Source organism: Dellaglioa sp. BT-FLS60, from assembly GCF_054941065.1.
This window is the reverse complement of the sequence record NZ_JBSOLI010000036.1, coordinates 273446-294874: the sequence shown is the minus strand read 5'-3', so window position 1 is coordinate 294874 and position 21429 is coordinate 273446. Positions and strand designations below refer to the sequence as shown.

Annotated in this window: 30 protein-coding genes and 1 riboswitch; of the genes, 29 read left to right on the top strand and 1 reads right to left on the bottom strand. The window is 37.8% G+C overall.

The features are described 5' to 3' along the window. Positions 1-27: 27 nt before the first annotated feature. Both rpoC and ACVQ8P_RS08765 read left to right on the top strand, forming a co-directional pair. Positions 28-3681: a DNA-directed RNA polymerase subunit beta' gene (gene rpoC / locus ACVQ8P_RS08770; protein ID WP_462298826.1), complete on the top strand. Its 3654-nt coding sequence runs from the start codon at positions 28-30 to the stop codon at positions 3679-3681. A gap of 143 nt (positions 3682-3824) precedes the next feature. After that, a riboswitch (purine riboswitch) is annotated at positions 3825-3922 on the top strand. 65 nt (positions 3923-3987) lie between these two features. Further along, on the top strand, positions 3988-5313 hold the full coding sequence (locus ACVQ8P_RS08765) for a nucleobase:cation symporter-2 family protein (protein ID WP_462298825.1): 1326 nt from the start codon (positions 3988-3990) through the stop codon (positions 5311-5313). Positions 5314-5347: 34 nt separating this feature from the next. On the opposite strand, the gene ACVQ8P_RS08760 is transcribed toward ACVQ8P_RS08765, so the two are convergent. Further along, on the bottom strand, positions 5348-6040 hold the full coding sequence (locus ACVQ8P_RS08760) for a prepilin peptidase (RefSeq protein WP_462298824.1): 693 nt from the start codon (positions 6038-6040) through the stop codon (positions 5348-5350). 253 nt (positions 6041-6293) lie between these two features. Between ACVQ8P_RS08760 and rpsL the strand changes: the two genes are divergently transcribed. The 27 genes from rpsL (at position 6294) to infA (ending at position 21397) form a co-directional block, all read left to right on the top strand. Then, complete coding sequence (gene rpsL / locus ACVQ8P_RS08755; RefSeq protein ID WP_057974646.1) at positions 6294-6704, top strand: 30S ribosomal protein S12; 411 nt, start codon at positions 6294-6296, stop codon at positions 6702-6704. Between the two features lie 46 nt (positions 6705-6750). After that, positions 6751-7221 (top strand): 30S ribosomal protein S7, encoded by a 471-nt coding sequence (gene rpsG / locus ACVQ8P_RS08750; RefSeq protein WP_057974645.1) that lies wholly within the window; start codon positions 6751-6753, stop codon positions 7219-7221. Between the two features lie 93 nt (positions 7222-7314). Beyond that, entirely contained in the window at positions 7315-9408 is a 2094-nt protein-coding gene (fusA, locus tag ACVQ8P_RS08745; RefSeq protein ID WP_462298823.1) for an elongation factor G, read from the top strand. A 344-nt stretch (positions 9409-9752) separates the two neighbouring features. Beyond that, the gene (rpsJ, locus tag ACVQ8P_RS08740) at positions 9753-10061 is read left to right on the top strand and encodes a 30S ribosomal protein S10 (RefSeq protein WP_057974643.1); all 309 of its coding nucleotides are present in this window, start codon (positions 9753-9755) and stop codon (positions 10059-10061) included. A 45-nt stretch (positions 10062-10106) separates the two neighbouring features. Beyond that, a complete protein-coding gene (rplC, locus tag ACVQ8P_RS08735) occupies positions 10107-10739 on the top strand; it encodes a 50S ribosomal protein L3 (RefSeq protein ID WP_462298822.1) in 633 nt (210 codons plus the stop codon). A gap of 20 nt (positions 10740-10759) precedes the next feature. Continuing rightward, positions 10760-11383: a 50S ribosomal protein L4 gene (rplD, locus tag ACVQ8P_RS08730; protein WP_462298821.1), complete on the top strand. Its 624-nt coding sequence runs from the start codon at positions 10760-10762 to the stop codon at positions 11381-11383. Further along, entirely contained in the window at positions 11383-11667 is a 285-nt protein-coding gene (gene rplW, locus ACVQ8P_RS08725; RefSeq protein ID WP_462298820.1) for a 50S ribosomal protein L23, read from the top strand. The genes rplD and rplW overlap by 1 nt, the downstream gene beginning before the upstream one ends. Before the next feature lie 31 nt (positions 11668-11698). After that, entirely contained in the window at positions 11699-12532 is an 834-nt protein-coding gene (gene rplB / locus ACVQ8P_RS08720) for a 50S ribosomal protein L2 (RefSeq protein WP_462298819.1), read from the top strand. A 42-nt stretch (positions 12533-12574) separates the two neighbouring features. Continuing rightward, a complete protein-coding gene (rpsS, locus tag ACVQ8P_RS08715) occupies positions 12575-12856 on the top strand; it encodes a 30S ribosomal protein S19 (protein WP_462298818.1) in 282 nt (93 codons plus the stop codon). Between the two features lie 14 nt (positions 12857-12870). Then, the gene (rplV, locus tag ACVQ8P_RS08710; protein ID WP_462298817.1) at positions 12871-13224 is read left to right on the top strand and encodes a 50S ribosomal protein L22; all 354 of its coding nucleotides are present in this window, start codon (positions 12871-12873) and stop codon (positions 13222-13224) included. Between the two features lie 13 nt (positions 13225-13237). Beyond that, on the top strand, positions 13238-13894 hold the full coding sequence (gene rpsC / locus ACVQ8P_RS08705; protein WP_057974636.1) for a 30S ribosomal protein S3: 657 nt from the start codon (positions 13238-13240) through the stop codon (positions 13892-13894). Positions 13895-13897: 3 nt separating this feature from the next. Beyond that, positions 13898-14332: a 50S ribosomal protein L16 gene (gene rplP, locus ACVQ8P_RS08700; protein WP_462298816.1), complete on the top strand. Its 435-nt coding sequence runs from the start codon at positions 13898-13900 to the stop codon at positions 14330-14332. After that, positions 14322-14516, top strand: coding sequence for a 50S ribosomal protein L29 (gene rpmC, locus ACVQ8P_RS08695; RefSeq protein WP_057974634.1), 195 nt, complete (start codon positions 14322-14324; stop codon positions 14514-14516). The genes rplP and rpmC overlap by 11 nt, the downstream gene beginning before the upstream one ends. Positions 14517-14541: 25 nt before the next feature. Then, positions 14542-14808, top strand: coding sequence for a 30S ribosomal protein S17 (gene rpsQ, locus ACVQ8P_RS08690; RefSeq protein ID WP_057974633.1), 267 nt, complete (start codon positions 14542-14544; stop codon positions 14806-14808). 52 nt (positions 14809-14860) lie between these two features. After that, on the top strand, positions 14861-15229 hold the full coding sequence (rplN, locus tag ACVQ8P_RS08685; RefSeq protein WP_057974632.1) for a 50S ribosomal protein L14: 369 nt from the start codon (positions 14861-14863) through the stop codon (positions 15227-15229). A 32-nt stretch (positions 15230-15261) separates the two neighbouring features. Continuing rightward, entirely contained in the window at positions 15262-15570 is a 309-nt protein-coding gene (gene rplX / locus ACVQ8P_RS08680) for a 50S ribosomal protein L24 (protein ID WP_462298815.1), read from the top strand. Positions 15571-15597: 27 nt separating this feature from the next. Continuing rightward, entirely contained in the window at positions 15598-16140 is a 543-nt protein-coding gene (gene rplE, locus ACVQ8P_RS08675; RefSeq protein WP_462298814.1) for a 50S ribosomal protein L5, read from the top strand. A gap of 18 nt (positions 16141-16158) precedes the next feature. Next, a complete protein-coding gene (locus ACVQ8P_RS08670) occupies positions 16159-16344 on the top strand; it encodes a type Z 30S ribosomal protein S14 (RefSeq protein WP_057974629.1) in 186 nt (61 codons plus the stop codon). A 33-nt stretch (positions 16345-16377) separates the two neighbouring features. Further along, on the top strand, positions 16378-16776 hold the full coding sequence (gene rpsH, locus ACVQ8P_RS08665; protein WP_057974628.1) for a 30S ribosomal protein S8: 399 nt from the start codon (positions 16378-16380) through the stop codon (positions 16774-16776). Between the two features lie 30 nt (positions 16777-16806). Further along, on the top strand, positions 16807-17343 hold the full coding sequence (gene rplF / locus ACVQ8P_RS08660; protein WP_462298813.1) for a 50S ribosomal protein L6: 537 nt from the start codon (positions 16807-16809) through the stop codon (positions 17341-17343). Between the two features lie 53 nt (positions 17344-17396). Then, positions 17397-17753, top strand: a complete 357-nt coding sequence (rplR, locus tag ACVQ8P_RS08655) for a 50S ribosomal protein L18 (RefSeq protein WP_462298812.1) — start codon at positions 17397-17399, stop codon at positions 17751-17753. Between the two features lie 19 nt (positions 17754-17772). After that, the gene (rpsE, locus tag ACVQ8P_RS08650) at positions 17773-18273 is read left to right on the top strand and encodes a 30S ribosomal protein S5 (RefSeq protein WP_462298811.1); all 501 of its coding nucleotides are present in this window, start codon (positions 17773-17775) and stop codon (positions 18271-18273) included. A 12-nt stretch (positions 18274-18285) separates the two neighbouring features. Beyond that, positions 18286-18468, top strand: coding sequence for a 50S ribosomal protein L30 (rpmD, locus tag ACVQ8P_RS08645; RefSeq protein ID WP_057974624.1), 183 nt, complete (start codon positions 18286-18288; stop codon positions 18466-18468). Positions 18469-18513: 45 nt separating this feature from the next. Continuing rightward, a complete protein-coding gene (rplO, locus tag ACVQ8P_RS08640) occupies positions 18514-18948 on the top strand; it encodes a 50S ribosomal protein L15 (RefSeq protein ID WP_462298810.1) in 435 nt (144 codons plus the stop codon). Beyond that, positions 18948-20243, top strand: coding sequence for a preprotein translocase subunit SecY (secY, locus tag ACVQ8P_RS08635; protein WP_462298809.1), 1296 nt, complete (start codon positions 18948-18950; stop codon positions 20241-20243). The genes rplO and secY overlap by 1 nt, the downstream gene beginning before the upstream one ends. A 76-nt stretch (positions 20244-20319) precedes the next feature. Further along, positions 20320-20982 (top strand): adenylate kinase, encoded by a 663-nt coding sequence (locus tag ACVQ8P_RS08630; RefSeq protein ID WP_462298808.1) that lies wholly within the window; start codon positions 20320-20322, stop codon positions 20980-20982. Between the two features lie 196 nt (positions 20983-21178). Next, the gene (gene infA / locus ACVQ8P_RS08625; protein ID WP_057974621.1) at positions 21179-21397 is read left to right on the top strand and encodes a translation initiation factor IF-1; all 219 of its coding nucleotides are present in this window, start codon (positions 21179-21181) and stop codon (positions 21395-21397) included. Positions 21398-21429: the final 32 nt, after the last annotated feature.

The following is a 21429-nucleotide window of genomic DNA, read 5'->3' as shown; positions in this document are numbered from 1 at the left end:
CTATAAAACTAAAGGGAGGTCGGTCCTTTGATCGATGTCAATAAATTTGATAGCATGCAAATTGGCTTAGCGTCTTCTGATAAGATTAGAAGCTGGTCATATGGTGAAGTTAAAAAGCCTGAAACAATCAATTACCGTACATTAAAACCTGAAAAAGACGGACTATTCGATGAACGTATTTTCGGACCAACAAAAGATTGGGAATGTGCCTGTGGTAAATACAAACGTATTCGCTATAAAGGTATCGTTTGTGATCGTTGTGGGGTTGAAGTTACGCGTTCTAAAGTACGTCGCGAACGTATGGGACATATCGAATTAGCTGCACCAGTTACACATATCTGGTACTTTAAAGGAATCCCAAGTCGTATGGGTCTTGTCTTAGACATGAGTCCTCGTGCTTTGGAAGAAGTTATTTACTTTGCTTCTTATGTTGTTACTGAACCAGGTAACACACCTCTTGAAAAGAAACAGTTATTAACAGAACGTGAATATCGTGAAAAACGTGAAGAATACGGAACTGAATTCGAAGCTGGAATGGGTGCTGATGCTATTCGTCATTTATTACGCGATGTTGATCTTGCTGGCGAATCTGAAGCATTAAAAGAAGAATTGAAAGATGCTACTGGTCAAAAGAGAACACGTGCCGTTCGTCGTTTGGATATTTTGGAAGCATTCCTACTTTCTGAAAATGAACCTTCATGGATGGTTATGGATGCTGTTCCTATTATTCCACCTGACTTACGTCCAATGGTTCAATTAGAAGGTGGCCGTTTTGCCACTTCTGATTTGAATGATTTATACAGACGAGTTATTAACCGAAATAACCGACTAAAACGTTTGTTAGATTTGAATGCGCCTGGTATCATTGTTCAAAATGAAAAACGTATGTTACAAGAAGCTGTTGATGCATTGATTGATAATGGTCGTCGTGGCCGTCCAGTTACTGGGCCAGGTAACCGACCATTGAAATCTCTTTCACATATGTTGAAAGGTAAACAAGGACGTTTCCGTCAGAATTTACTTGGAAAACGTGTTGATTATTCAGGCCGTTCAGTTATTGCTGTTGGACCAACGTTACAAATGAATCAATGTGGTATTCCTCGTGAGATGGCTTTGGAATTATTCAAACCATTTATGATGAAAGAACTTGTTAAACGCGAAATGGCATCAAATATTAAAAATGCTAAACGTAAACTTGATCGTCGCGATGAAGATATCTGGGATGTTTTAGAAGAAGTTATTGTTGAACACCCAGTTTTACTTAATCGTGCACCAACACTTCATCGTCTTGGTATTCAAGCTTTCGAACCCATTTTAGTTGATGGTAAAGCAATTCGTCTACATCCTTTGGCTTGTGAAGCTTACAATGCCGATTTTGATGGCGATCAAATGGCTATCCATGTACCTTTATCTGATGAAGCACAAGCAGAAGCACGTTTGCTTATGTTAGCTGCTCATCATATCTTGGCACCTAAAGATGGTAAACCAGTTGTAACACCTTCTCAAGATATGGTTTTAGGTAACTACTACTTGACTATGGAAGAAGCTGGACGTGAAGGCGAAGGCATGATCTTTAAAGATGCTAACGAAGCCGTAATGGCTTACCGTAATGGTTACGTTCATTTACACACTCGTATTGGATTACAAACAGCAACATTAGCTGCTGAAGGTAAACCATTTACTGATTGGCAAAAAGAACGCATTATGGTAACAACTGTTGGTAAAGCAATCTTTAATGAAATCTTACCTAAAGAATTTGCCTACATTAATGAACCTAAGACTGATAACTTAATTAATAAAACAGCTGATAAATATTTCGTTGAACCTGGCGAAAATGTTGGTGATGTTATTAAAGCGCAAGAAATTATTTTACCTTTCAAAAAAGGGTTCTTGAGTGATATCATTTCTGAAGTTTATAAACGATTTAAAGTAACTGAAACTTCTAAGATGTTAGATCGTCTTAAAAACTTAGGTTATGATCAATCAACTCATGCTGGTATTACAGTTGGTATTTCTGATGTAACTGATTTGAAGGAAAAACCTGCAATTATTGAAGAAGCACATAAACAAGTTGCTTTGGTTGCAAAACAATTCCGTCGCGGTTTGATTACAGAAGATGAACGCTATGAACGCGTTATCGCCATCTGGACACAAGCAAAAGATGATATTCAACAAAAACTAATGGAAACATTGGGCACACAAAATCCTATTCAAATGATGAGTGATTCTGGCGCCCGTGGTAATATCTCTAACTTTACTCAATTAGCTGGTATGCGTGGTTTGATGGCAGCTCCTAATGGTAAAACAATGGAATTACCTATTATTTCTAACTTCCGTGAAGGTTTGTCTGTGTTGGAAATGTTTATTTCAACTCATGGGGCTCGTAAAGGGATGACTGATACGGCCTTGAAGACTGCCGATTCTGGATACTTGACTCGTCGACTTGTTGATGTTGCGCAAGATGTTATTATTCGTGAAAAAGATTGTTTCACTGATCGTGGCTTAGATGTATCAGCTATCAAAGAAGGAAATGAAATGATCGAACCATTGTATGACCGTATTTTAGGTCGTTACGCAATGAAGACCGTTAAAAATCCTGAAACTGGTGATGTGATCGTCACTGCAAACGAAATGATTGAAGAAAGCAAAGCGCAAGCAATTATCGCTGCTGGAATCGAACAAGTAACTATCCGCTCAGCATTTACATGTAACACAAAGCATGGGGTTTGTGAACATTGTTATGGTCGTAATATGGCTACTGGGGATCAAGTTGAAGTTGGTGAAGCAGTTGGTACTGTTGCTGCTCAATCAATCGGTGAACCCGGAACTCAATTAACAATGCGTACTTTCCATACTGGTGGGGTTGCCGGAGATGATATTACACAAGGATTACCTCGTGTTCAAGAAATCTTCGAAGCACGTAATCCTAAAGGTCGTGCTGAAATTACAGAAGTAACTGGTGTGATTGAAGCTATTGAAGAAAATCCTGCTGAACGTACTAAAGAAGTTACGGTTAAGGGTGAAACTGATACACGAACATATAGTTTACCTTATACTGCTGTTCTTAAAGTTGCCGAAGGCGATAAAATTCATCGTGGAGAAGCACTAACAGTTGGGTCAATTGATCCTAAACAATTAATTCAAGTTCGTGATGTTCTTTCAACGGAGAACTACATTCTTCGTGAAGTTCAAAAAGTATACCGTATGCAAGGGGTAGAAATCTCTGATAAGCATGTGGAGGTTATGTCCCGTCAAATGTTACGTAAGGTTCGCGTTATGGATCCCGGTGACACAGACGTCTTGCCAGGTACTTTATTGGATATCATGGATCTTAAAGAAGATAACTACAAGACATTGATTAAGGGTGGCATTCCAGCTACATCACGTCCTGTCTTGCTTGGTATCACTAAAGCATCTCTTGAAACAAACAGTTTCTTATCAGCTGCATCATTCCAAGAAACAACTCGTGTTCTTACGGATGCTGCTATTCGCGGTAAGAATGATCCATTAATTGGTTTGAAAGAAAATGTTATTATTGGTAAGATTATTCCTGCCGGTACTGGTATGCCAGATTACCGTCAAATCAAACCAAAAGAAACAGGTTCAATTTCAGCTAATGTTTATTCAATCTCAGATATTGAGAAACGAATGAAAGAAGAAGAAGCTGGCGTGAACGACTAGCGTTAAAGCTAAAAAAGAACAATTCTTATTAATTTAAGAATTGTTCTTTTTTTTGCGTTTTATAAACGAACAATAAACGCTTCCATTCAAATGATGTACGTAAACTATTGTATGGATAAATGGACTGTGTTAATATTGTCATACAATAAAAAATACCAATCACCTATATAATGTCATGATATGGATGCTAGTTTCTACCCGGAGCCGTAAATTCCGGACTATATGTGAACTAAATCGAGCATGTATTGGGCATAAAATCCATAGAAAATCTGACTTATTAGTGTGAAGGATAATGTGGAGGATTGAATGAAAAATAGCACGGAATTAGAAAATAGTAGTTTGGACGAATCTAACTTATCAAATTTTAAAGCAGCAATTTTAGGGTTACAGCATTTATTAGCCATGTATTCAGGCGACATTTTAGTGCCATTATTAGTTGGGGCTGCACTTGGTTTTAGTACAAAACAAATTACTTATTTAGTTTCGATGGATATTTTCATGTGTGGAATTGCAACATTGTTACAATTGAAACGCACACGTTTCACAGGGATTGGCTTACCCGTAGTACTTGGATGTGCGATTGAATATGTCGCACCACTGAGTGCTGTGGGTAAACATTTTGGCTTGGGAACGATGTATGGGGCGATTATTGCTGCCGGAATTTTTATTTTCCTAATTGCTGGATTTTTTGCAAATATTAGAAAGTTTTTCCCGCCAGTAGTTACAGGATCGTTAATTACATTGATTGGATTAACGTTAATTCCAGTTGCTTTTACTAATATGGGTGGTGGGGATGCAACTGCCAAATCGTTTGGTAGCATTCCTAATCTGATAGTTGCGGGTGTTACGATTGCTGTCATCTTGATATTAAATATTTGGGGACGTGGTTTCATTCAACAAGTTGGTATCTTAATTGGTATTTTAGTTGGTGTGATAGTAGCTTCTTTTATGGGTAAAGTAACGTTAGATCCAGTGAGTCAAGCAAATTGGTTCCAATTACCACATATCTTTATGTTTGCTGCACCAAAATTTGAATGGTCATCAATTGTGACGATGATTTTAGCGGCTTTGACAACAATGATTGAATCAACAGGTGTATTCTTTGCTTTAGGAGATATTATTGGTCAACCCATAAAAAAAGATGATTTGAAAAAAGGGTATCGTGCTGAAGGTATTGCTGCTATTTTAGGCGGTATTTTCAATACATTCCCATACTCAACTTTTTCACAAAATGTGGGTATCGTTCAATTATCAGGTATTAAAACAAAAAAACCGGTTTATTTCTCAGCATTCTTTTTAATCGTTTTAGGACTTTTACCTAAAATAGGTGCAGCGGCCACTGTTATTCCTGCTTCTGTTTTGGGTGGTGCTATGTTGGTAATGTTTGGTATGGTTGGTGCGCAAGGCATTAAAATGTTGCGTGAAGTTGAGGGTAGTAACAGTAATTTATTGATTATTGGTATTTCAGTCAGCTTGGGTCTTGGTGTCACGGTGCAACCTGCATTGCTTCAAGCGTTACCATTAACAGTTCAAACTATTTTAGGTAACGGACTTGTTGTAGGTAGTTTATCAGCGGTTATCTTAAATATTTTATTTAATTATGGTCATTTAAATGATGCCATTGAGGACTAATTGAAAAGGCTGAGCAAATTTGCTCAGCCTTTTTTTATATGAGGAAAGATAGGATAATGGTGAGATAGGTACCTAGTGTTAGATGTGGGACAAAGGCGAAAGCTTGATGGCGAGTTTGCTTTGCACAAAGGAAATAAATGAGTGAGCTGATGCAAGCACTAAGCGTAACAATTAAACAAAAATGAACACCAAATGTTAGTTGAATAACGAGTAGTAAAATAAAATCACCAAGTCCAAGCTTTTGTTGAAAACATAAAATAAATAGGAATAGACTGAAAAATAAAATAGTGATTATGGCATCTGGAAAACCGAGTAATAGATAATGCCAGGTAATAAGTAAAATGCCACCACCAATAGTTAAACGACTAGAAATAAGACGGTTGGTGAAGTCCATAACTGATAAAAAGGTTAAATAAAACAAAAAAGTGACAATTAGTAAAAAATTTGGTAAAGGTAGTTGAATAAAAGTGACAGGGAGCATAAATGCTAAGCTGCATTCGAAAATAAATGAGTAAGCCGGGAATCGGCCCTTGCAGAATCGACAACATCCGTGTAATCTGAGATAAGTGTAGATGGGAATAAGGTCACGCCAAAGAATCTCGGCACCACAATAATCGCACATTGACCTTTGACCTAACTGGCTTTGATTCAACGCACAACGTGTTGCAATACAGGTGATGAATGAACCTAAGCAAGCGCCTAATAGAAATAGGTAACTAATTAACATAATTAAAATCCTCCTATATTAAAAAGTACGCTTTTTAGCATAAATACCATTGACGAAAATTAAATACCATGCTATTCTGTGTAAGGTGCTTTTTGTGAGCAGTTAATTCATCTACATAGTTGAGATTCTGTCTAACAGTAGCGCATTATAAGCCAGACGTCTAGGACGTTATTTTTTATTATTAAAAAATGAACCACCTGGATGTGTGGACTTAAAAACAATTAACCTATAATAAGGAAGGAGGAAACTTTAGATGCCAACAATTAATCAATTAGTTCGTAAAGGTCGTAATTCTAAAGGTTCAAAATCTGGTGCACCCGCATTAAACTTCGGGTATAACAGTTACAAAAAAGTTCAAACAGATAATCCTGCACCACAAAAACGTGGGGTTGCTACTCGTGTCGGAACAATGACACCTAAGAAACCTAACTCTGCTTTACGTAAATATGCACGTGTGCGTTTATCTAACTTACTTGAAGTTACAGCATACATTCCTGGTATTGGACATAACTTACAAGAACATAGTGTTGTTCTTATTCGTGGTGGCCGTGTAAAAGATTTACCTGGGGTACGTTACCATGTTATCCGTGGTGCTCTTGATACAGCCGGTGTTGCTGATCGTAAACAAAGTCGTTCAAAATACGGCGCAAAGAGACCTAAGTAATAATAAGTTATTCTAATAAAAAATAGAATCTAAGGAGGTTATTTAGATGCCAAGAAAAGGCCCAGCTCCAAAACGAGAAGTATTGCCTGATCCAATTTACAATTCTAAATTAGTAACACGTTTAATCAACCGTTTAATGTTAGATGGTCGTCGTGGTACTGCATCAAAGATCTTGTATGATGCATTCGAAATGATTAAAGAACAAACAGGAAACGAACCTAATGAAGTTTTTGATGAAGCTATGAAAAACATCATGCCTGTACTTGAAGTTAAAGCTCGCCGTGTCGGTGGTTCTAACTACCAAGTGCCAATTGAAGTTCGCCCTGATCGTCGTTCAACTTTAGGTTTACGTTGGTTAGTAAGTTACGCACGTTTACGTGGGGAACATACTATGCCAGAACGTTTAGCTAAAGAAATCATGGATGCAGCTAACAATACTGGTGCATCAGTTAAGAAACGTGAAGATACACATAAAATGGCTGACGCTAATAAAGCATTCGCACATTACCGCTGGTAATTTTATAAAAGGATGGCTATTATATGATTTTGATAATCGATATAGTAGTCATTTTTTTGAATATATTTTAGAATCGGAAGGAGATCCTACAAAATGGCAAACAAACGCGAATTTCCACTAGAAAAAACGCGTAATATTGGGATTGTTGCTCATATTGATGCTGGTAAGACAACAACTACTGAACGTATTTTGTACTACACTGGTAAAATCCATAAAATTGGTGAAACTCATGAAGGAGCTTCACAAATGGATTGGATGGAACAAGAACAAGAACGTGGTATTACAATCACATCAGCTGCTACAACAGCTGAATGGAAAGGTCATCGTATTAACATCATCGATACTCCAGGACATGTGGATTTCACTATTGAAGTTGAACGTTCACTTCGTGTCTTAGATGGAGCCGTTGTTGTTTTAGATGGTCAATCTGGTGTTGAACCACAAACTGAAAATGTTTGGCGTCAAGCAACAACATATTCAGTTCCTCGTATCGTATTCATCAATAAGATGGATAAAATGGGTGCTAACTTTGATTATTCAGTAGGTACAATCAAAGATCGTCTTCAAGTAAATGCTGTTCCTATCCAAATGCCAATTGGCGCTGAAGATGATTTTGAAGGTGTTATTGATTTAATCGAAATGAAAGCCGATTTATATGATAACGATGATTTAGGAGCTACATGGGAAAGTATTGACGTTCCTGAAGAATATTTAGAAGAAGCTACAAAACGTCGTGAAGCTTTAGTTGAATCTGTTGCTGATGTTGATGAAAAGCTTATGGAAAAATATCTTGATGGGGTTGAAATTACTAAAGATGAAATCAAAGCTGCTATTCGTAAAGCAACATTGAACCTTGAAATGTACCCAGTTCTTGCTGGTTCAGCATTTAAAAACAAGGGTGTTCAAATGATGTTGGATGCTGTTAATGATTTCTTACCATCTCCTTTAGATGTTAAACCTTATAATGCAACAGATCCTAAAACAGATGAAGAAGTTGAAATTACAGCTGGCGATGATAAAGATTTTGCTGCTTTGGCATTTAAAATTGCAACAGATCCATTCGTTGGTCGTTTAACATTCTTCCGTGTTTACTCAGGTACATTACAAGCTGGTTCTTATGTTTTGAATTCTACTAAAGATACGCGTGAACGTGTTGGTCGTATTCTTCAAATGCATTCAAATCACCGTAATGAAATTCCTGAAGTATTCTCAGGTGATATTGCTGCTGCTATTGGTTTGAAAAATACAACAACTGGTGATTCATTAACGGATGAAAAACACCCATTAATTCTTGAATCAATGGAATTCCCTGAACCAGTTATCCAAGTATCTATCGAACCAAAAACAAAAGCTGATCAAGATAAGATGGATATCGGTTTGCAAAAACTTGCTGAAGAAGATCCTTCATTCAAGGCAGAAACTAACCCTGAAACTGGTGAAACTTTAATCGCTGGGATGGGTGAATTGCATTTGGATATCATCGTTGATCGTATGAGACGTGAATTTAACGTTGAAGCTACTGTTGGTGAACCACAAGTTGCCTATCGTGAAACATTTACAAAAACGGTTTCTGCGCAAGGTAAATTCGTTCGTCAATCTGGTGGTAAAGGTCAATATGGTGATGTTACTGTTGAATTCTCACCTAATGTAGAAGGTGGCGGTTTTGCATTCGAAGACGCTATCGTCGGTGGGGTTGTTCCTCGTGAATATATCCCTTCAGTTGAACAAGGTTTGAGAGAAGCTATGCAAAATGGTGTTCTTGCAGGTTACCCACTTATCGATGTTAAAGCTAAATTGTATGATGGATCATACCATGATGTCGATTCTAATGAATCAGCATTTAAGGTAGCTGCCTCAATGTCATTGAGAAATGCTGCTAAGAGTGCTGGTGCTGTCATCCTTGAACCAATGATGAAAGTTGAAGTTGTTGCTCCAGAAGATTACTTAGGTGATGTTATGGGACACGTAACTGCTCGTCGTGGACGTGTTGAAGGTATGGAAGCTCGCGGAAATGCACAAGTTGTTAATGCAATGGTTCCTCTTTCAGGAATGTTTGGTTACGCAACTACTTTACGTTCTTCTACACAAGGCCGTGGTACATTCACAATGACATTTGATCATTATGAAGCTGTACCAAAAGCAATCCAAGAAGAAATTATGAAGAAAAATGGAACATCTGCTGATTAGTTAGTTGTTTTAAATTTTTAAGAGAAGTTATCGTTTAACGGTAACTTCTTTTTTTGTGTTAAAATAACAGTTGAAAATAAAAAGAGTTTTTAAAAAAGTGAATTATGATTAAACAATGAGAAAGTTTGAAAAAAAGCAAGAAAGCACTTGCCATAGGGCTTTATCTTTAGTAATATAGATAAGTACCCAAAAACAGATGGCGTAGTTCGCCCTGTGATAGGGTTTCATAGAATGAGCTAAGATGTGCAAGATTGCGACACGCCCGGCAGCTTTGCCACGCAAGGCGTGCCGGTCACTTGCACGGAGCTAGTCTTATTTTTAAAATAGACGAAGGAGGGAACAAAATGGCAAAACAAAAAATTCGTATTCGCCTAAAAGCTTACGAACACCGTATTTTAGATCAATCTGCTGACAAGATTGTTGAAACTGCAAAAAGAACAGGGGCAACAATTTCTGGACCAATTCCATTGCCAACAGAACGTACATTATACACAGTTTTACGTTCACCACATAAGCATAAAGATTCACGTGAACAATTCGAAATGCTTACACATAAACGTTTGATTGATATCGTTAACCCAACACCTAAGACAGTTGATTCATTGATGAAACTTGACTTACCTAGTGGCGTTGATATTGAAATCAAGCTATAAAACCGAGTTACAAAAATAAATTATAAACATATTGGAGGTGTACTTATGACTACAAAAGGAATCTTAGGAAAAAAAGTAGGTATGACACAAGTTTTTACTGATAATGGTGAATTGGTACCAGTTACAGTTATTGAATCTACACCAAACGTTGTTTTACAATTGAAAACAATTGAAAACGATGGTTATGAAGCAATTCAATTAGGCTACCAAGACATGCGTGAAGTATTAACAAACAAACCTGCTAAAGGTCATGCAGCAAAAGCAAATACTACTCCTAAGCGCTTCGTTCGTGAAATTAACGATGTCGTGCTTAGTGAATATAAAGTAGGCGACGAAATCAAGGTTGATACTTTCTCAGCTGGAGACGTCGTTAACGTCACAGGTACGTCTAAGGGACATGGTTTCCAAGGAAATATCAAACGTTGGGGACAATCACGAGGTCCTATGACTCATGGTTCACGTTACCATCGTCGTCCTGGTTCAATGGGTGCCGTTATTAACCGTGTATTTAAAGGTAAGAGATTACCTGGTCGCATGGGTGGCAAGCGCGTAACTGTCCAAAACTTGGAAATTATTCGTGTTGACGTTGATAGCAATGTTATCTTGATTAAAGGTAACGTGCCAGGCGCAAACAAATCAGTAGTAACAATTAAAAACGTCATTAAAGACGCTAAATAACAGGAAGGAGGAATTTCAAAATGCCAACAGTCGCATTATTAAAACAAGATGGTACTAAAAATGGTGAAGTTGAATTAAACGATGCTATTTTTGGAATCGAACCTAACGACAATGTCATTTTTGACGCCGTAATCATGCAACGTGCATCTTTACGTCAAGGAACTCATTCAGTTAAAAACAAAAGTGCAGTTTCAGGTGGTGGTAGAAAACCATGGCGCCAAAAAGGAACAGGTCGTGCTCGTCAAGGATCTATCCGTAGCCCACAATGGCGTGGTGGTGGTGTCGTATTTGGCCCTACTCCTCGTTCATATAGTTACAAATTACCTAAAAAAGTTCGTCGTTTAGCTCTTAAATCAGTACTTTCACAAAAAGTATTAGATGGTAGCGTGGTTATGGTCGATGCACTTAGCTTCGAGCAACCAAAAACAAAAACTTTTAAAGAAGTTTTAAGTAACTTAGATATTAATAAAAAAGTATTAATAGTTCTTGAACCTGGCAATGATTTCGTTGCTTTAGCAGCTCGTAACTTACCAAATGTTACAGTAGTAGAAGCTAAAGGTGTTAACGTTCTTGACGTTATCAACAACGACAAATTAGTCATGACTCAAGCAGCTCTTTCTCAAGTAGAGGAGGCTCTTTCATAATGGAATCAAGAAATGTTATCTTACGCCCAGTCATCACCGAAGCAGCAATGGACAGAATGGCTGATAAGGTTTACACATTTGATGTTGATACTCGTGCAACTAAAATTGAAGTTAAAAAAGCTATCGAAGATATTTTTAGCGTCAAAGTTGTTAAAGTAAATATCATGAATGTTAAAGGTAAGTTGAAACGTCAAGGTCGCTATGCTGGTTATACTAAAAAACGTCGTAAAGCAATCGTTACTTTAACTGCCGATTCAAAAGAAATTCAATTATTCGAAGAATAATCTAAATTTTTGTAAATAGGAGGAAAACAACGTGGGAATTAAAAAATTCAAACCAACCACTAACGGCCGTCGTAATATGACTGGTTCTGATTTTTCAGAAATTACTAAATCAACTCCTGAAAAATCATTACTAGAATCAAAAAGCAGAACTGCTGGCCGTAACAACTATGGTCGCATTACTGTTCGTCACCGTGGTGGTGGTCATAAACGTCAATACCGTTTGGTCGATTTCAAACGTGTTAAAGACAATGTAACAGCAACTGTTAAAGCAATTGAATATGATCCAAACCGTTCAGCTAATATTGCATTAATTCAATATACTGATGGTATCAAATCATACATTATTGCTCCTAAAGGATTAGAAGTTGGCATGATGGTTCAATCTGGTAAAGAAGCAGATATCAAGGTTGGTAACGCATTAGCTCTTCAAGATATCCCAGTTGGTACAATTATCCATAATGTCGAATTGAAACCAGGTAAGGGTGGACAACTTGCTCGTTCAGCCGGTGCTTCAGCACAATTACTTGGTAAAGAAGGCAAATACGTTCTTGTTCGTTTGACATCAGGCGAAGTTCGCATGATCTTATCAACATGTCGCGCATCTATCGGTGCTGTTGGTAACGAACAACATGAATTAATCAAAATTGGTAAAGCTGGTCGTGCTCGTTGGGCTGGTAAACGTCCTACAGTTCGTGGATCAGTTATGAATCCTAACGATCATCCTCATGGTGGTGGTGAAGGTAAAGCACCAATTGGTCGTCCATCACCTATGTCTCCTTGGGGTCAAAAGACGATGGGTTACAAAACACGTTCAAAGAAAAACCAATCAGACAAATTTATCGTACGTGGACGCAACAAGAAATAATTTGCTTGTTGCTTAAGCTATATTCCGGAAGGAGGATTCACATTGAGTCGTAGTCTAAAAAAGGGACCATTCGTCGATGAACATTTGATGAAAAAGGTCGAAGCACAAACTGATCAAGAAAAGAAAACAGTTATCAAGACATGGTCACGTCGTTCAACAATCTTCCCTAACTTTATTGGTCTAACTATCGCTGTATATGATGGACGCAAACACGTTCCAGTTTTTATGCAAGAAGATATGGTTGGTCATAAGTTGGGTGAATTTGTTCCAACACGTACTTTCCGTGGTCACGGATCTGACGATAAGAAAACTGCAGTTAAATAAAGGAGGTTATACACATGGCTGAACAAGTAACATCAGCAAAAGCAACCGCCAAAACTGTTCGTATTCCAGCGCGTAAAGCTCGCTTGGTAATCGATCTTATCAGAGGTAAAAGTGTTGCTGAAGCTATCGGTATCTTGAAATTTACTCCAAGAGCCGGAAGCCCAATTATTGAAAAAGTATTACTTTCTGCTGTAGCTAATGCAGAAAATAATTTTGATTTAGATGGTGAAAACTTGGTTATTACTGATATCTTTGCTAACGAAGGACCAACGTTAAAACGTTTCCGTCCCCGTGCTAAGGGATCAGCATCACCAATCAACAAACGTACGAGTCACATTACAGTAGTTGTATCTGAAGCTACAAAATAAGGAGGGATAACGCGTGGGTCAAAAAATAAATCCAACGGGATTACGTGTAGGTATCATTCGTGATTGGGATTCAAAATGGTATGCAGAAAAAGATTTTGCAAACTACCTTCATGAAGATTTACACATCCGTAAATACATTCAAGAAAAATTAACCGACGCTTCTGTCTCTATCGTTGAAATCGAACGCGCTGCAAAACGTGTTAACGTTTCAATCCATACTGCTAAACCCGGTATGGTTATCGGTAAAGGTGGAGCTGAAGTTGAAAAACTTCGTAAAGAATTAAATGATTTAACAGGTAAACGTGTGCATATCAACATTGTTGAAATCAAACGTCCTGATTTAGATGCTCAATTAGTCGGCGAAAACGTTGCGGAACAATTAGAAAACCGTGTCGCATTCCGTCGTGCTGTTAAACAAGCTATGCAACGTACAATGCGTTCTGGTGCTAAAGGTATCAAAGTTCAAGTTGCTGGTCGTCTTAACGGAGCAGATATGTCTCGTGTCGAAAGTTACTCAGATGGTACCGTTCCATTACATACCTTAAGAGCAGACATTGACTATGCTTGGGTTGAAGCAATGACCACTTATGGTAAATTAGGCGTTAAAGTCTGGATCTACCGTGGTGAAATCTTACCAGCTAAGAAAAACGCTGTGAAAGGAGGGAAATAACCTATGTTAGTACCTAAACGTACAAAATTCCGTCGTGAATTCCGTGGTAAAATGCGTGGGGAAGCTAAAGGTGGCAAAGAAGTCGCTTTTGGAGATTACGGTTTGCAGGCTCTTGAATCATCATGGATCACTAACCGTCAAATCGAAGCTGCCCGTGTCGCAATTAACCGTCATATGAAACGTGGTGGGAAAGTATGGATTAAAATTTTCCCTCATAAATCATATACTGCAAAAGCAATTGGTGTTCGAATGGGTTCTGGTAAAGGTGCTCCTGAAGGATGGGTAGCTCCAGTTAAACGTGGAAAAATCATGTTTGAAGTTGCCGGTGTTACTGAAGAAGTTGCTCGCGAAGCTTTACGCTTAGCATCAAACAAACTTCCAGTGAGAACTAAAATTGTAAAACGTGAGGAAGTAGGTGGCGAATCACATGAAGGCTAAGGAAATTAATGAATTAACCACTGCTGAAATGATTACCAAAGAACAAGAATTTAAAGATGAATTGTTTAACTTACGCTTCCAATTAGCTACCGGTCAATTAGAAAATACCGCACGCTTAAGTGAAGTTCGTAAAACAATTGCTCGTATCAAAACGGCATTACGCCAACAAGAATTAAACAAGTAGATTACGAAAGGGAGGCCATTTACGCATGAGTGAAACTCGTAACCAACGTAAAGTCTATCAAGGACGTGTTGTATCCGACAAAATGGATAAAACGATTAGTGTTCTTATCGAAACATACAAGACACACAAAACCTACGGTAAACGTGTGACTTATTCTAAAAAATTCTATGCACATGATGAAAACAACGAAGCAAAAATCGGCGATATTGTTCAAATTATGGAAACTCGTCCATTGTCAGCAACTAAGAGATTCCGTTTATTAGATATCGTTGAAAAAGCAGTTATTGCTTAAGCATAATTGCCATTCGTATTTCTAATTTGCTATTGAAAGGAGGACACTTACTGTGATACAAACAGAAAGTCGTTTAAAAATTGCCGACAATTCAGGCGCAAAGGAAATCTTAACTATTAAAGTTTTAGGTGGATCAAAGCGTAGAACTGCTAATATCGGTGACGTTATTGTTGCTACTGTTAAACATGCAACACCAGGTGGTGTTGTCAAAAAAGGTGAAGTTGTTAAAGCTGTAATCGTACGTACAAAATCAGGTGCTCATCGCGCTGACGGTTCATACATCAAATTTGATGAAAATGCTGCCGTTATCATCCAAGATGACAAAAGCCCTAAAGGTACACGTATCTTTGGACCTGTTGCACGTGAATTACGTGATAACAATTTCATGAAGATTGTTTCTTTAGCACCCGAAGTATTATAAGAAATCCATCGGAAAACAAGGAGGTGCGCTAAATGTTCGTCAAAACTGGTGATAAAGTTCAATTAATTGCAGGTAAAGATAAAGGTAAACAAGGTACTGTTACTAAAGTTTTCCTTAAACAAGACCGTGTGATTGTTGAAGGTATCAATATTGTGAAAAAACATCAAAAACCTAGCAACTCGAATCCACAAGGTGGCATCGTGGATATGGCAGCACCAATTCACGTTTCAAACGTGATGCTTGTCGACCCTTCTACAAACGAACCAACTCGTGTTGGCTTTAAAGTTGTAGATGGCAAGAAAGTTAGAGTTTCTAAAAAATCAGGTGAAACTGTTAAGTAGACCTATTGAAAGGAGGACACTTTCTTCATGACTAACCGTTTAAAAGAAAAGTTCACTAATGAAATTACACCATCTATGATGGAAAAATTTAACTACACATCAATTATGCAAACACCTCAAGTTGATAAAATTGTTATCAACATGGGTGTTGGTGATGCTGTTACAAATGCTAAGAATTTAGATAAAGCAGTTGAAGAATTAGCTTTGATCGCTGGTCAAAAACCTTTGGTTACAAAAGCTAAAAAATCAATCGCTGGCTTCCGTTTACGTGAAGGTATGCCAATCGGTGCTAAAGTTACTTTACGTGGCGAACGCATGTACGATTTCTTAGACAAATTAGTATCAGTTTCATTACCTCGTGTGCGTGATTTCCGTGGTGTTAGCAATAAAGCCTTTGATGGCCGTGGTAACTATACTTTAGGTGTTCGCGAACAATTAATTTTCCCAGAAATCGATTTCGATGATGTGGATAAAGTTCGTGGAATGGATATCGTTATTGTTACAACTGCTAATACTGATGAGGAATCAAAAGAATTACTCACACAATTAGGTATGCCGTTTTCTAAATAATAAGGAGGTTACAAAGCTTTGGCTAAAAAATCATTAATTGCAAAGAACAAACGTCCAGCAAAATTCTCTACACAAGCTTATACACGTTGCGAACGTTGTGGTCGTCCACATTCTGTTTATCGTAAATTTAAATTATGCCGTATTTGTCTTCGTGACCTTGCTCACAAAGGCCAAATTCCTGGTATGAAAAAAGCTAGCTGGTAAATCTAAAAGACAAGTTAAAGGAGGGTAAACTCAATGGTCATGACTGATCCGATCGCAGACTTTTTAACTCGTATCCGTAATGCAAATATGGTACGGCATGAGTCTTTAGAAGTGCCTGCTTCAAAAATCAAACGTGATATCGCTGAAATCCTTAAAAATGAAGGTTTCGTACGTGATATCGAATACATCGATGATGACAAACAAGGAATTATCCGTGTGTTTTTAAAATTTGGAAAAGACAATGAACGTGTAATCTCTGGTATCAAACGTATTTCAAAACCAGGATTACGTACGTACGTTCAAGCTGATGCAGTTCCTAAAGTATTAAATGGTTTAGGAATTGCAGTTATCTCAACATCAGAAGGTGTGATGACAGATAAAGATGCACGCGCCAAACAAATTGGTGGCGAAGTCTTAGCATACATCTGGTAATCAATTAATTCGTAAGGAGGTGTCACTCGCGTGAGTCGTATAGGTTATAAAGAAATCGTTCTTCCTGCTGGTGTAGAAGTTACACAAGAAGGTCAAATGGTTACAGTAAAAGGCCCCAAAGGTGAATTAACTCGTAAGTTTTCTAATGCAATTACAATGCATGTTGAAGGCCTTTCAGTTAAATTTACTCGTGAAAGTGACGATAAAAGCACTCGTGCCTTACATGGTACAATGCGTGCCAACGTAAACAACATGGTTCTTGGTGTTACAGAAGGTTTCAAAAAAGAACTTGAGTTGATTGGTGTTGGTTATCGTGCACAATTACAAGGGAAAAAATTAGTATTAAATGTTGGTTATTCACATCAAGTGGATTTTGAAGAACGTGCAAACTTAAAAGTTGAAGTTCCTGCAAATACAAGTATCATTATTTCAGGTATCAGTAAACAAGAAGTTGGCGATCTTGCCGCAGAAATTCGTGCCGTTCGTCCTCCAGAACCTTATAAAGGTAAAGGAATTCGTTACGTTGGCGAACATGTTCGTCGTAAAGAAGGTAAAACAGGTAAATAATGCTGCTTAGCATTACTTACTTTGTTTTTGAATAAAATCAAGAGGTGAAAATTGTGATTACAAAACCAGATAGAAATAAAACACGTTCAAAGCGTCATTTACGTGTTCGTGGTAAGATTTCTGGAACTGCAGAGTGCCCACGCTTAAACGTATTCCGTTCAAATAACCACATCTACGCTCAAGTAATTGATGACGTAGCGGGTGTAACGCTAGCAAGTGCCTCAACAATTGATAGTGAAGTAACAGGCGATAGCAAAGTAGCAAAAGCTACTGCTGTTGGCGCATTAGTTGCTAAACGTGCTAATGACAAAGGTATCAAAGCTGTTGTTTTTGATCGTGGCGGATACTTATACCATGGACGCGTTGCTGCTTTAGCTGAAGCAGCTCGTGAAAATGGATTAGAATTCTAAGAAAGGGAGGAAATAGTTTATGACTTTCATTGATCCAACTCATTTAGATTTAGAAGATCGTGTTGTTGCGATTAACCGTGTTACTAAAGTTGTAAAAGGTGGACGTCGTCTACGTTTTGCTGCATTAGTTATCGTCGGTGATCACAATGGTCATGTAGGCTTCGGTACAGGTAAAGCTCAAGAAGTTCCTGAAGCAATCCGTAAAGCAGTTGAAGATGCTAAAAAGAACTTGATTGACGTACCTATGGTCGGTACGACACTTCCTCACGAAGTTCTCGGTCAATACAGTGGTGGACGCATTATGCTTAAACCAGCTGTTGAAGGTTCTGGAGTTGCTGCTGGTGGTTCAGTTCGTGCCGTTATGGAACTTGCTGGAGTATCAGATGTAACAAGTAAATCATTAGGTTCAAATACACCAATCAACGTTGTTCGCGCAACAATGGCTGGTTTAAAGAAAATGAAGAGTGCTGAAGAAGTTGCTGCATTACGTGGCGTTTCTATTCAACACTTAGCTGATTAGGAGGACTAAAACATGACAGATTTGAAAATTACATTAAAACGCAGTGTCATTGGACGTCCTCAAAATCAACGCGAAATCGTTAAAGCTTTCGGTTTACACCGTATTAGCAGCTCTGTTATTCGTCCTAACGACGCAGTAACACGAGGCGTTATCGCAAAGATTTCTCATTTAGTGGACGTTGAAGAAGTAAAATAATATCAACATCTTGTTTGAAGTTTAAAATAAGGAGGTGCCAACCCTATGAAATTACATGAATTAAAACCTAGTGAAGGTTCTCGCTCAATACGTAACCGTGTCGGACGTGGAACATCTTCTGGTAATGGTAAAACTTCTGGCCGTGGTCAAAAAGGTCAAAAAGCCCGTAGTAAAGTACGTTTAGGTTTTGAAGGTGGACAAATGCCTTTATTCCGTCGTATGCCAAAACGTGGATTTAACAACTTCAACCGTAAAGAATATGCAGTTGTCAATTTAGATAGCTTAAACAAATTCGAAAACGGTGCTGAAGTAACACCAGCTTTACTTGTTGAATCAGGTATTGTTAAGAACGAAAAATCAGGAATTAAAATTTTAGCTTCCGGCGAACTTAATAAGAAATTAACTGTTAAAGCAGGTAAATTCTCAGCTGCTGCTAAAGAAGCTATTGAAGCTGCCGGTGGTCAAACAGAGGTGATCTAATGCTTAAAGTGATGAAAAATGCATTAGCTGTGAAAGAAATCCGTCAAAAGATTTTTTTCACTTTATGTGTTTTAATTGTCTTTCGCTTAGGTACTTTTATAACAGTTCCTGGAATTAACCATGCTGCAATTGCTAGTGCAACAAGTAGTAACTTAGTTAGTCTTCTTAACACATTTAGTGGTGGTGGATTAACTAACTACTCAATTTTCGCAATGGGGGTTTCACCCTACATTACTGCTCAAATTGTTATTCAATTACTACAAATGGACATTGTTCCTCGTTTTGTAGAATGGAGTAAACAAGGTGAAGTTGGTCGTCGTAAATTGAATCAAGCTACGCGTTACCTAACAATTGTTTTGGCGTTTGTTCAATCTGTAGGTATTACTGCAGGTTTAGACTCATTGAGTAGTTTAGGCTTGGTTAATAATCCAAGTACGGAAACATATGTTGTCTTGGGTGTTATTTTAACAGCTGGAACAATGTTTACGACTTGGTTAGGTGATATGATTACTGAACGAGGTATTGGAAATGGTGTTTCCATGTTAATCATGGCAGGTATTGTTTCTCGTATTCCGGGTGGTATTAAACAGATTTTTAATGAACAAATTTTCCAAGCTGATAAAGGTGATCTTTGGGGGGGCATCTTGTTCATAGTTATCTTGTTCGTTGCAATCTTTGCAATTGTAACTTTTGTAACATATGTTCAACAAGCTAACTACAAGATTCCAATTCAATACACAAGACGTGTAGCTGGTGCGACAGATAATTCTTATCTGCCACTTAAAGTGAACGTTGCGGGTGTTATCCCCGTTATTTTTGCGAGTTCGTTCATTGCAACTCCTCAAACTGTGCTTTTGGCATTCCAAAGCTCACAGGGTGATACGACTTGGTACCAAGTACTGAGTCAAGTTTTCAACATGCAAACAACGTATGGTGCCATTCTATATACTGTATTGATTGTCTTGTTCACATTCTTCTACGCTTTCGTCCAGGTAAATCCTGAGAAACTCTCAGAGAACTTACAAAAACAAGGAAGTTATATTCCAAGTGTTTGGCCTGGTAAAGCAACAGAAAAATATGTTTCAAAATTATTGATGCGATTAAGTACGGTTGGTTCATTATTCTTAGGATTTGTTGCTTTAATTCCATTATTAGCATCGAGTTTGTTTGGATTAGATGAATCAGTTGGTTTAGGTGGTACTAGTCTGTTAATTGTTGTTGGGGTTGCACTTGAAACCATTCGTCAATTAGAGGGTATGATGATGAAACGTAAGTATGTTGGATTCATTAGATAATCGATAAAATACAAATTTTAAACTGAGGATTAGGTTAGGCTGATGCCTAGCCATTTCTCATATTAGGAGGATATTCATGACGAAAATGAACCTGATGTTAATGGGTTTACCTGGTGCAGGTAAAGGAACACAAGCTGAAAAGATTGTCGACGTTTTCCACATCGCTCATATCTCTACGGGAGACATCTTCCGTGCAGCAATGAAAAATGAAACACCAATGGGACTTGAAGCTAAAAAGTATATTGATCGCGGTGATCTTGTTCCTGATGAAGTCACAAATGGCATTGTCAAAGAACGATTAGCCGAAGATGATATTCAAGACGGCTACATGCTCGATGGTTTTCCAAGAAATATGGCGCAAGCTGTTGCCTTGGACGAAATTGGCAAAGACCTTGGGAAACCTCTTAATGCAGTCATTGACATTCATGTCGATCCTGAATCACTAATTGAACGTTTAACTGGTCGTTACATTTGTCGTAATTGTGGTGCTACTTATCATAAAATTTTCAACCCTACAAAGGTTGAAGGAACTTGTGATCGTTGTGGTCATCATGAATTTTATCAACGTGAAGATGACAAGCTTGAAACGGTTAAGAACCGTTTAGAAGTTAACATCAAAATGAATACACCATTATTAGATTTTTATGAACAACGTCATCTATTGTATACAGTAGATGGTAACCGTGATATTGAAGATGTATTTGCAGATATTGAAACGATTTTAAACAATCTTAAATAATCTTAGTATTCCGCTGCAAAGTAATTGTGCCGGAGTGGCTAACTTGCATCTGAGATAGCGGTATGATAGAATAATTCCGGTTTATCTTTTCAGGAGGATATTTGCAATAATATCTTGATAAGAACGGGTGAGAGTATCTAATTCTCACCATTTTTACATGTAAAGTTAAAACACGATTTTAAGGAGGTACATTTACGTGGCGAAAGAAGAAGTAATTGAGATTGAGGGTACGGTCCGTGAAACGTTACCCAATGCGACTTTTCGAGTAGTACTTGAAAATGATCATGAAATTTTAGCTCATGTCTCAGGTAAAATCCGTAAGAACTATATTCGTATTTTACCCGGTGATAAAGTGACGGTTGAAATGTCTCCTTACGATTTAAGTAAGGGTCGTATTACTTATCGCTTTAAATAGATTGTACTTCAAAAACTTTTAGGAGGTATAAT

What these genes read in the sequence shown, in the direction of transcription:
- ACVQ8P_RS08765 (WP_462298825.1), top strand. Translation starts at nt 3,988, where the DNA reads ATGAAAAATAGCACGGAATTAGAAAATAGTAGTTTGGACGAATCTAAC.
- ACVQ8P_RS08760 (WP_462298824.1), bottom strand. Translation starts at nt 6,040, where the DNA reads ATGTTAATTAGTTACCTATTTCTATTAGGCGCTTGCTTAGGTTCATTC.
- rpsL (WP_057974646.1), top strand. Translation starts at nt 6,294, where the DNA reads ATGCCAACAATTAATCAATTAGTTCGTAAAGGTCGTAATTCTAAAGGT.
- rpsG (WP_057974645.1), top strand. Translation starts at nt 6,751, where the DNA reads ATGCCAAGAAAAGGCCCAGCTCCAAAACGAGAAGTATTGCCTGATCCA.
- fusA (WP_462298823.1), top strand. Translation starts at nt 7,315, where the DNA reads ATGGCAAACAAACGCGAATTTCCACTAGAAAAAACGCGTAATATTGGG.
- rpsJ (WP_057974643.1), top strand. Translation starts at nt 9,753, where the DNA reads ATGGCAAAACAAAAAATTCGTATTCGCCTAAAAGCTTACGAACACCGT.
- rplC (WP_462298822.1), top strand. Translation starts at nt 10,107, where the DNA reads ATGACTACAAAAGGAATCTTAGGAAAAAAAGTAGGTATGACACAAGTT.
- rplD (WP_462298821.1), top strand. Translation starts at nt 10,760, where the DNA reads ATGCCAACAGTCGCATTATTAAAACAAGATGGTACTAAAAATGGTGAA.
- rplW (WP_462298820.1), top strand. Translation starts at nt 11,383, where the DNA reads ATGGAATCAAGAAATGTTATCTTACGCCCAGTCATCACCGAAGCAGCA.
- rplV (WP_462298817.1), top strand. Translation starts at nt 12,871, where the DNA reads ATGGCTGAACAAGTAACATCAGCAAAAGCAACCGCCAAAACTGTTCGT.
- rplP (WP_462298816.1), top strand. Translation starts at nt 13,898, where the DNA reads ATGTTAGTACCTAAACGTACAAAATTCCGTCGTGAATTCCGTGGTAAA.
- rpmC (WP_057974634.1), top strand. Translation starts at nt 14,322, where the DNA reads ATGAAGGCTAAGGAAATTAATGAATTAACCACTGCTGAAATGATTACC.
- rpsQ (WP_057974633.1), top strand. Translation starts at nt 14,542, where the DNA reads ATGAGTGAAACTCGTAACCAACGTAAAGTCTATCAAGGACGTGTTGTA.
- rplX (WP_462298815.1), top strand. Translation starts at nt 15,262, where the DNA reads ATGTTCGTCAAAACTGGTGATAAAGTTCAATTAATTGCAGGTAAAGAT.
- rplE (WP_462298814.1), top strand. Translation starts at nt 15,598, where the DNA reads ATGACTAACCGTTTAAAAGAAAAGTTCACTAATGAAATTACACCATCT.
- rpsH (WP_057974628.1), top strand. Translation starts at nt 16,378, where the DNA reads ATGGTCATGACTGATCCGATCGCAGACTTTTTAACTCGTATCCGTAAT.
- rpsE (WP_462298811.1), top strand. Translation starts at nt 17,773, where the DNA reads ATGACTTTCATTGATCCAACTCATTTAGATTTAGAAGATCGTGTTGTT.
- rpmD (WP_057974624.1), top strand. Translation starts at nt 18,286, where the DNA reads ATGACAGATTTGAAAATTACATTAAAACGCAGTGTCATTGGACGTCCT.
- rplO (WP_462298810.1), top strand. Translation starts at nt 18,514, where the DNA reads ATGAAATTACATGAATTAAAACCTAGTGAAGGTTCTCGCTCAATACGT.
- secY (WP_462298809.1), top strand. Translation starts at nt 18,948, where the DNA reads ATGCTTAAAGTGATGAAAAATGCATTAGCTGTGAAAGAAATCCGTCAA.
- ACVQ8P_RS08630 (WP_462298808.1), top strand. Translation starts at nt 20,320, where the DNA reads ATGACGAAAATGAACCTGATGTTAATGGGTTTACCTGGTGCAGGTAAA.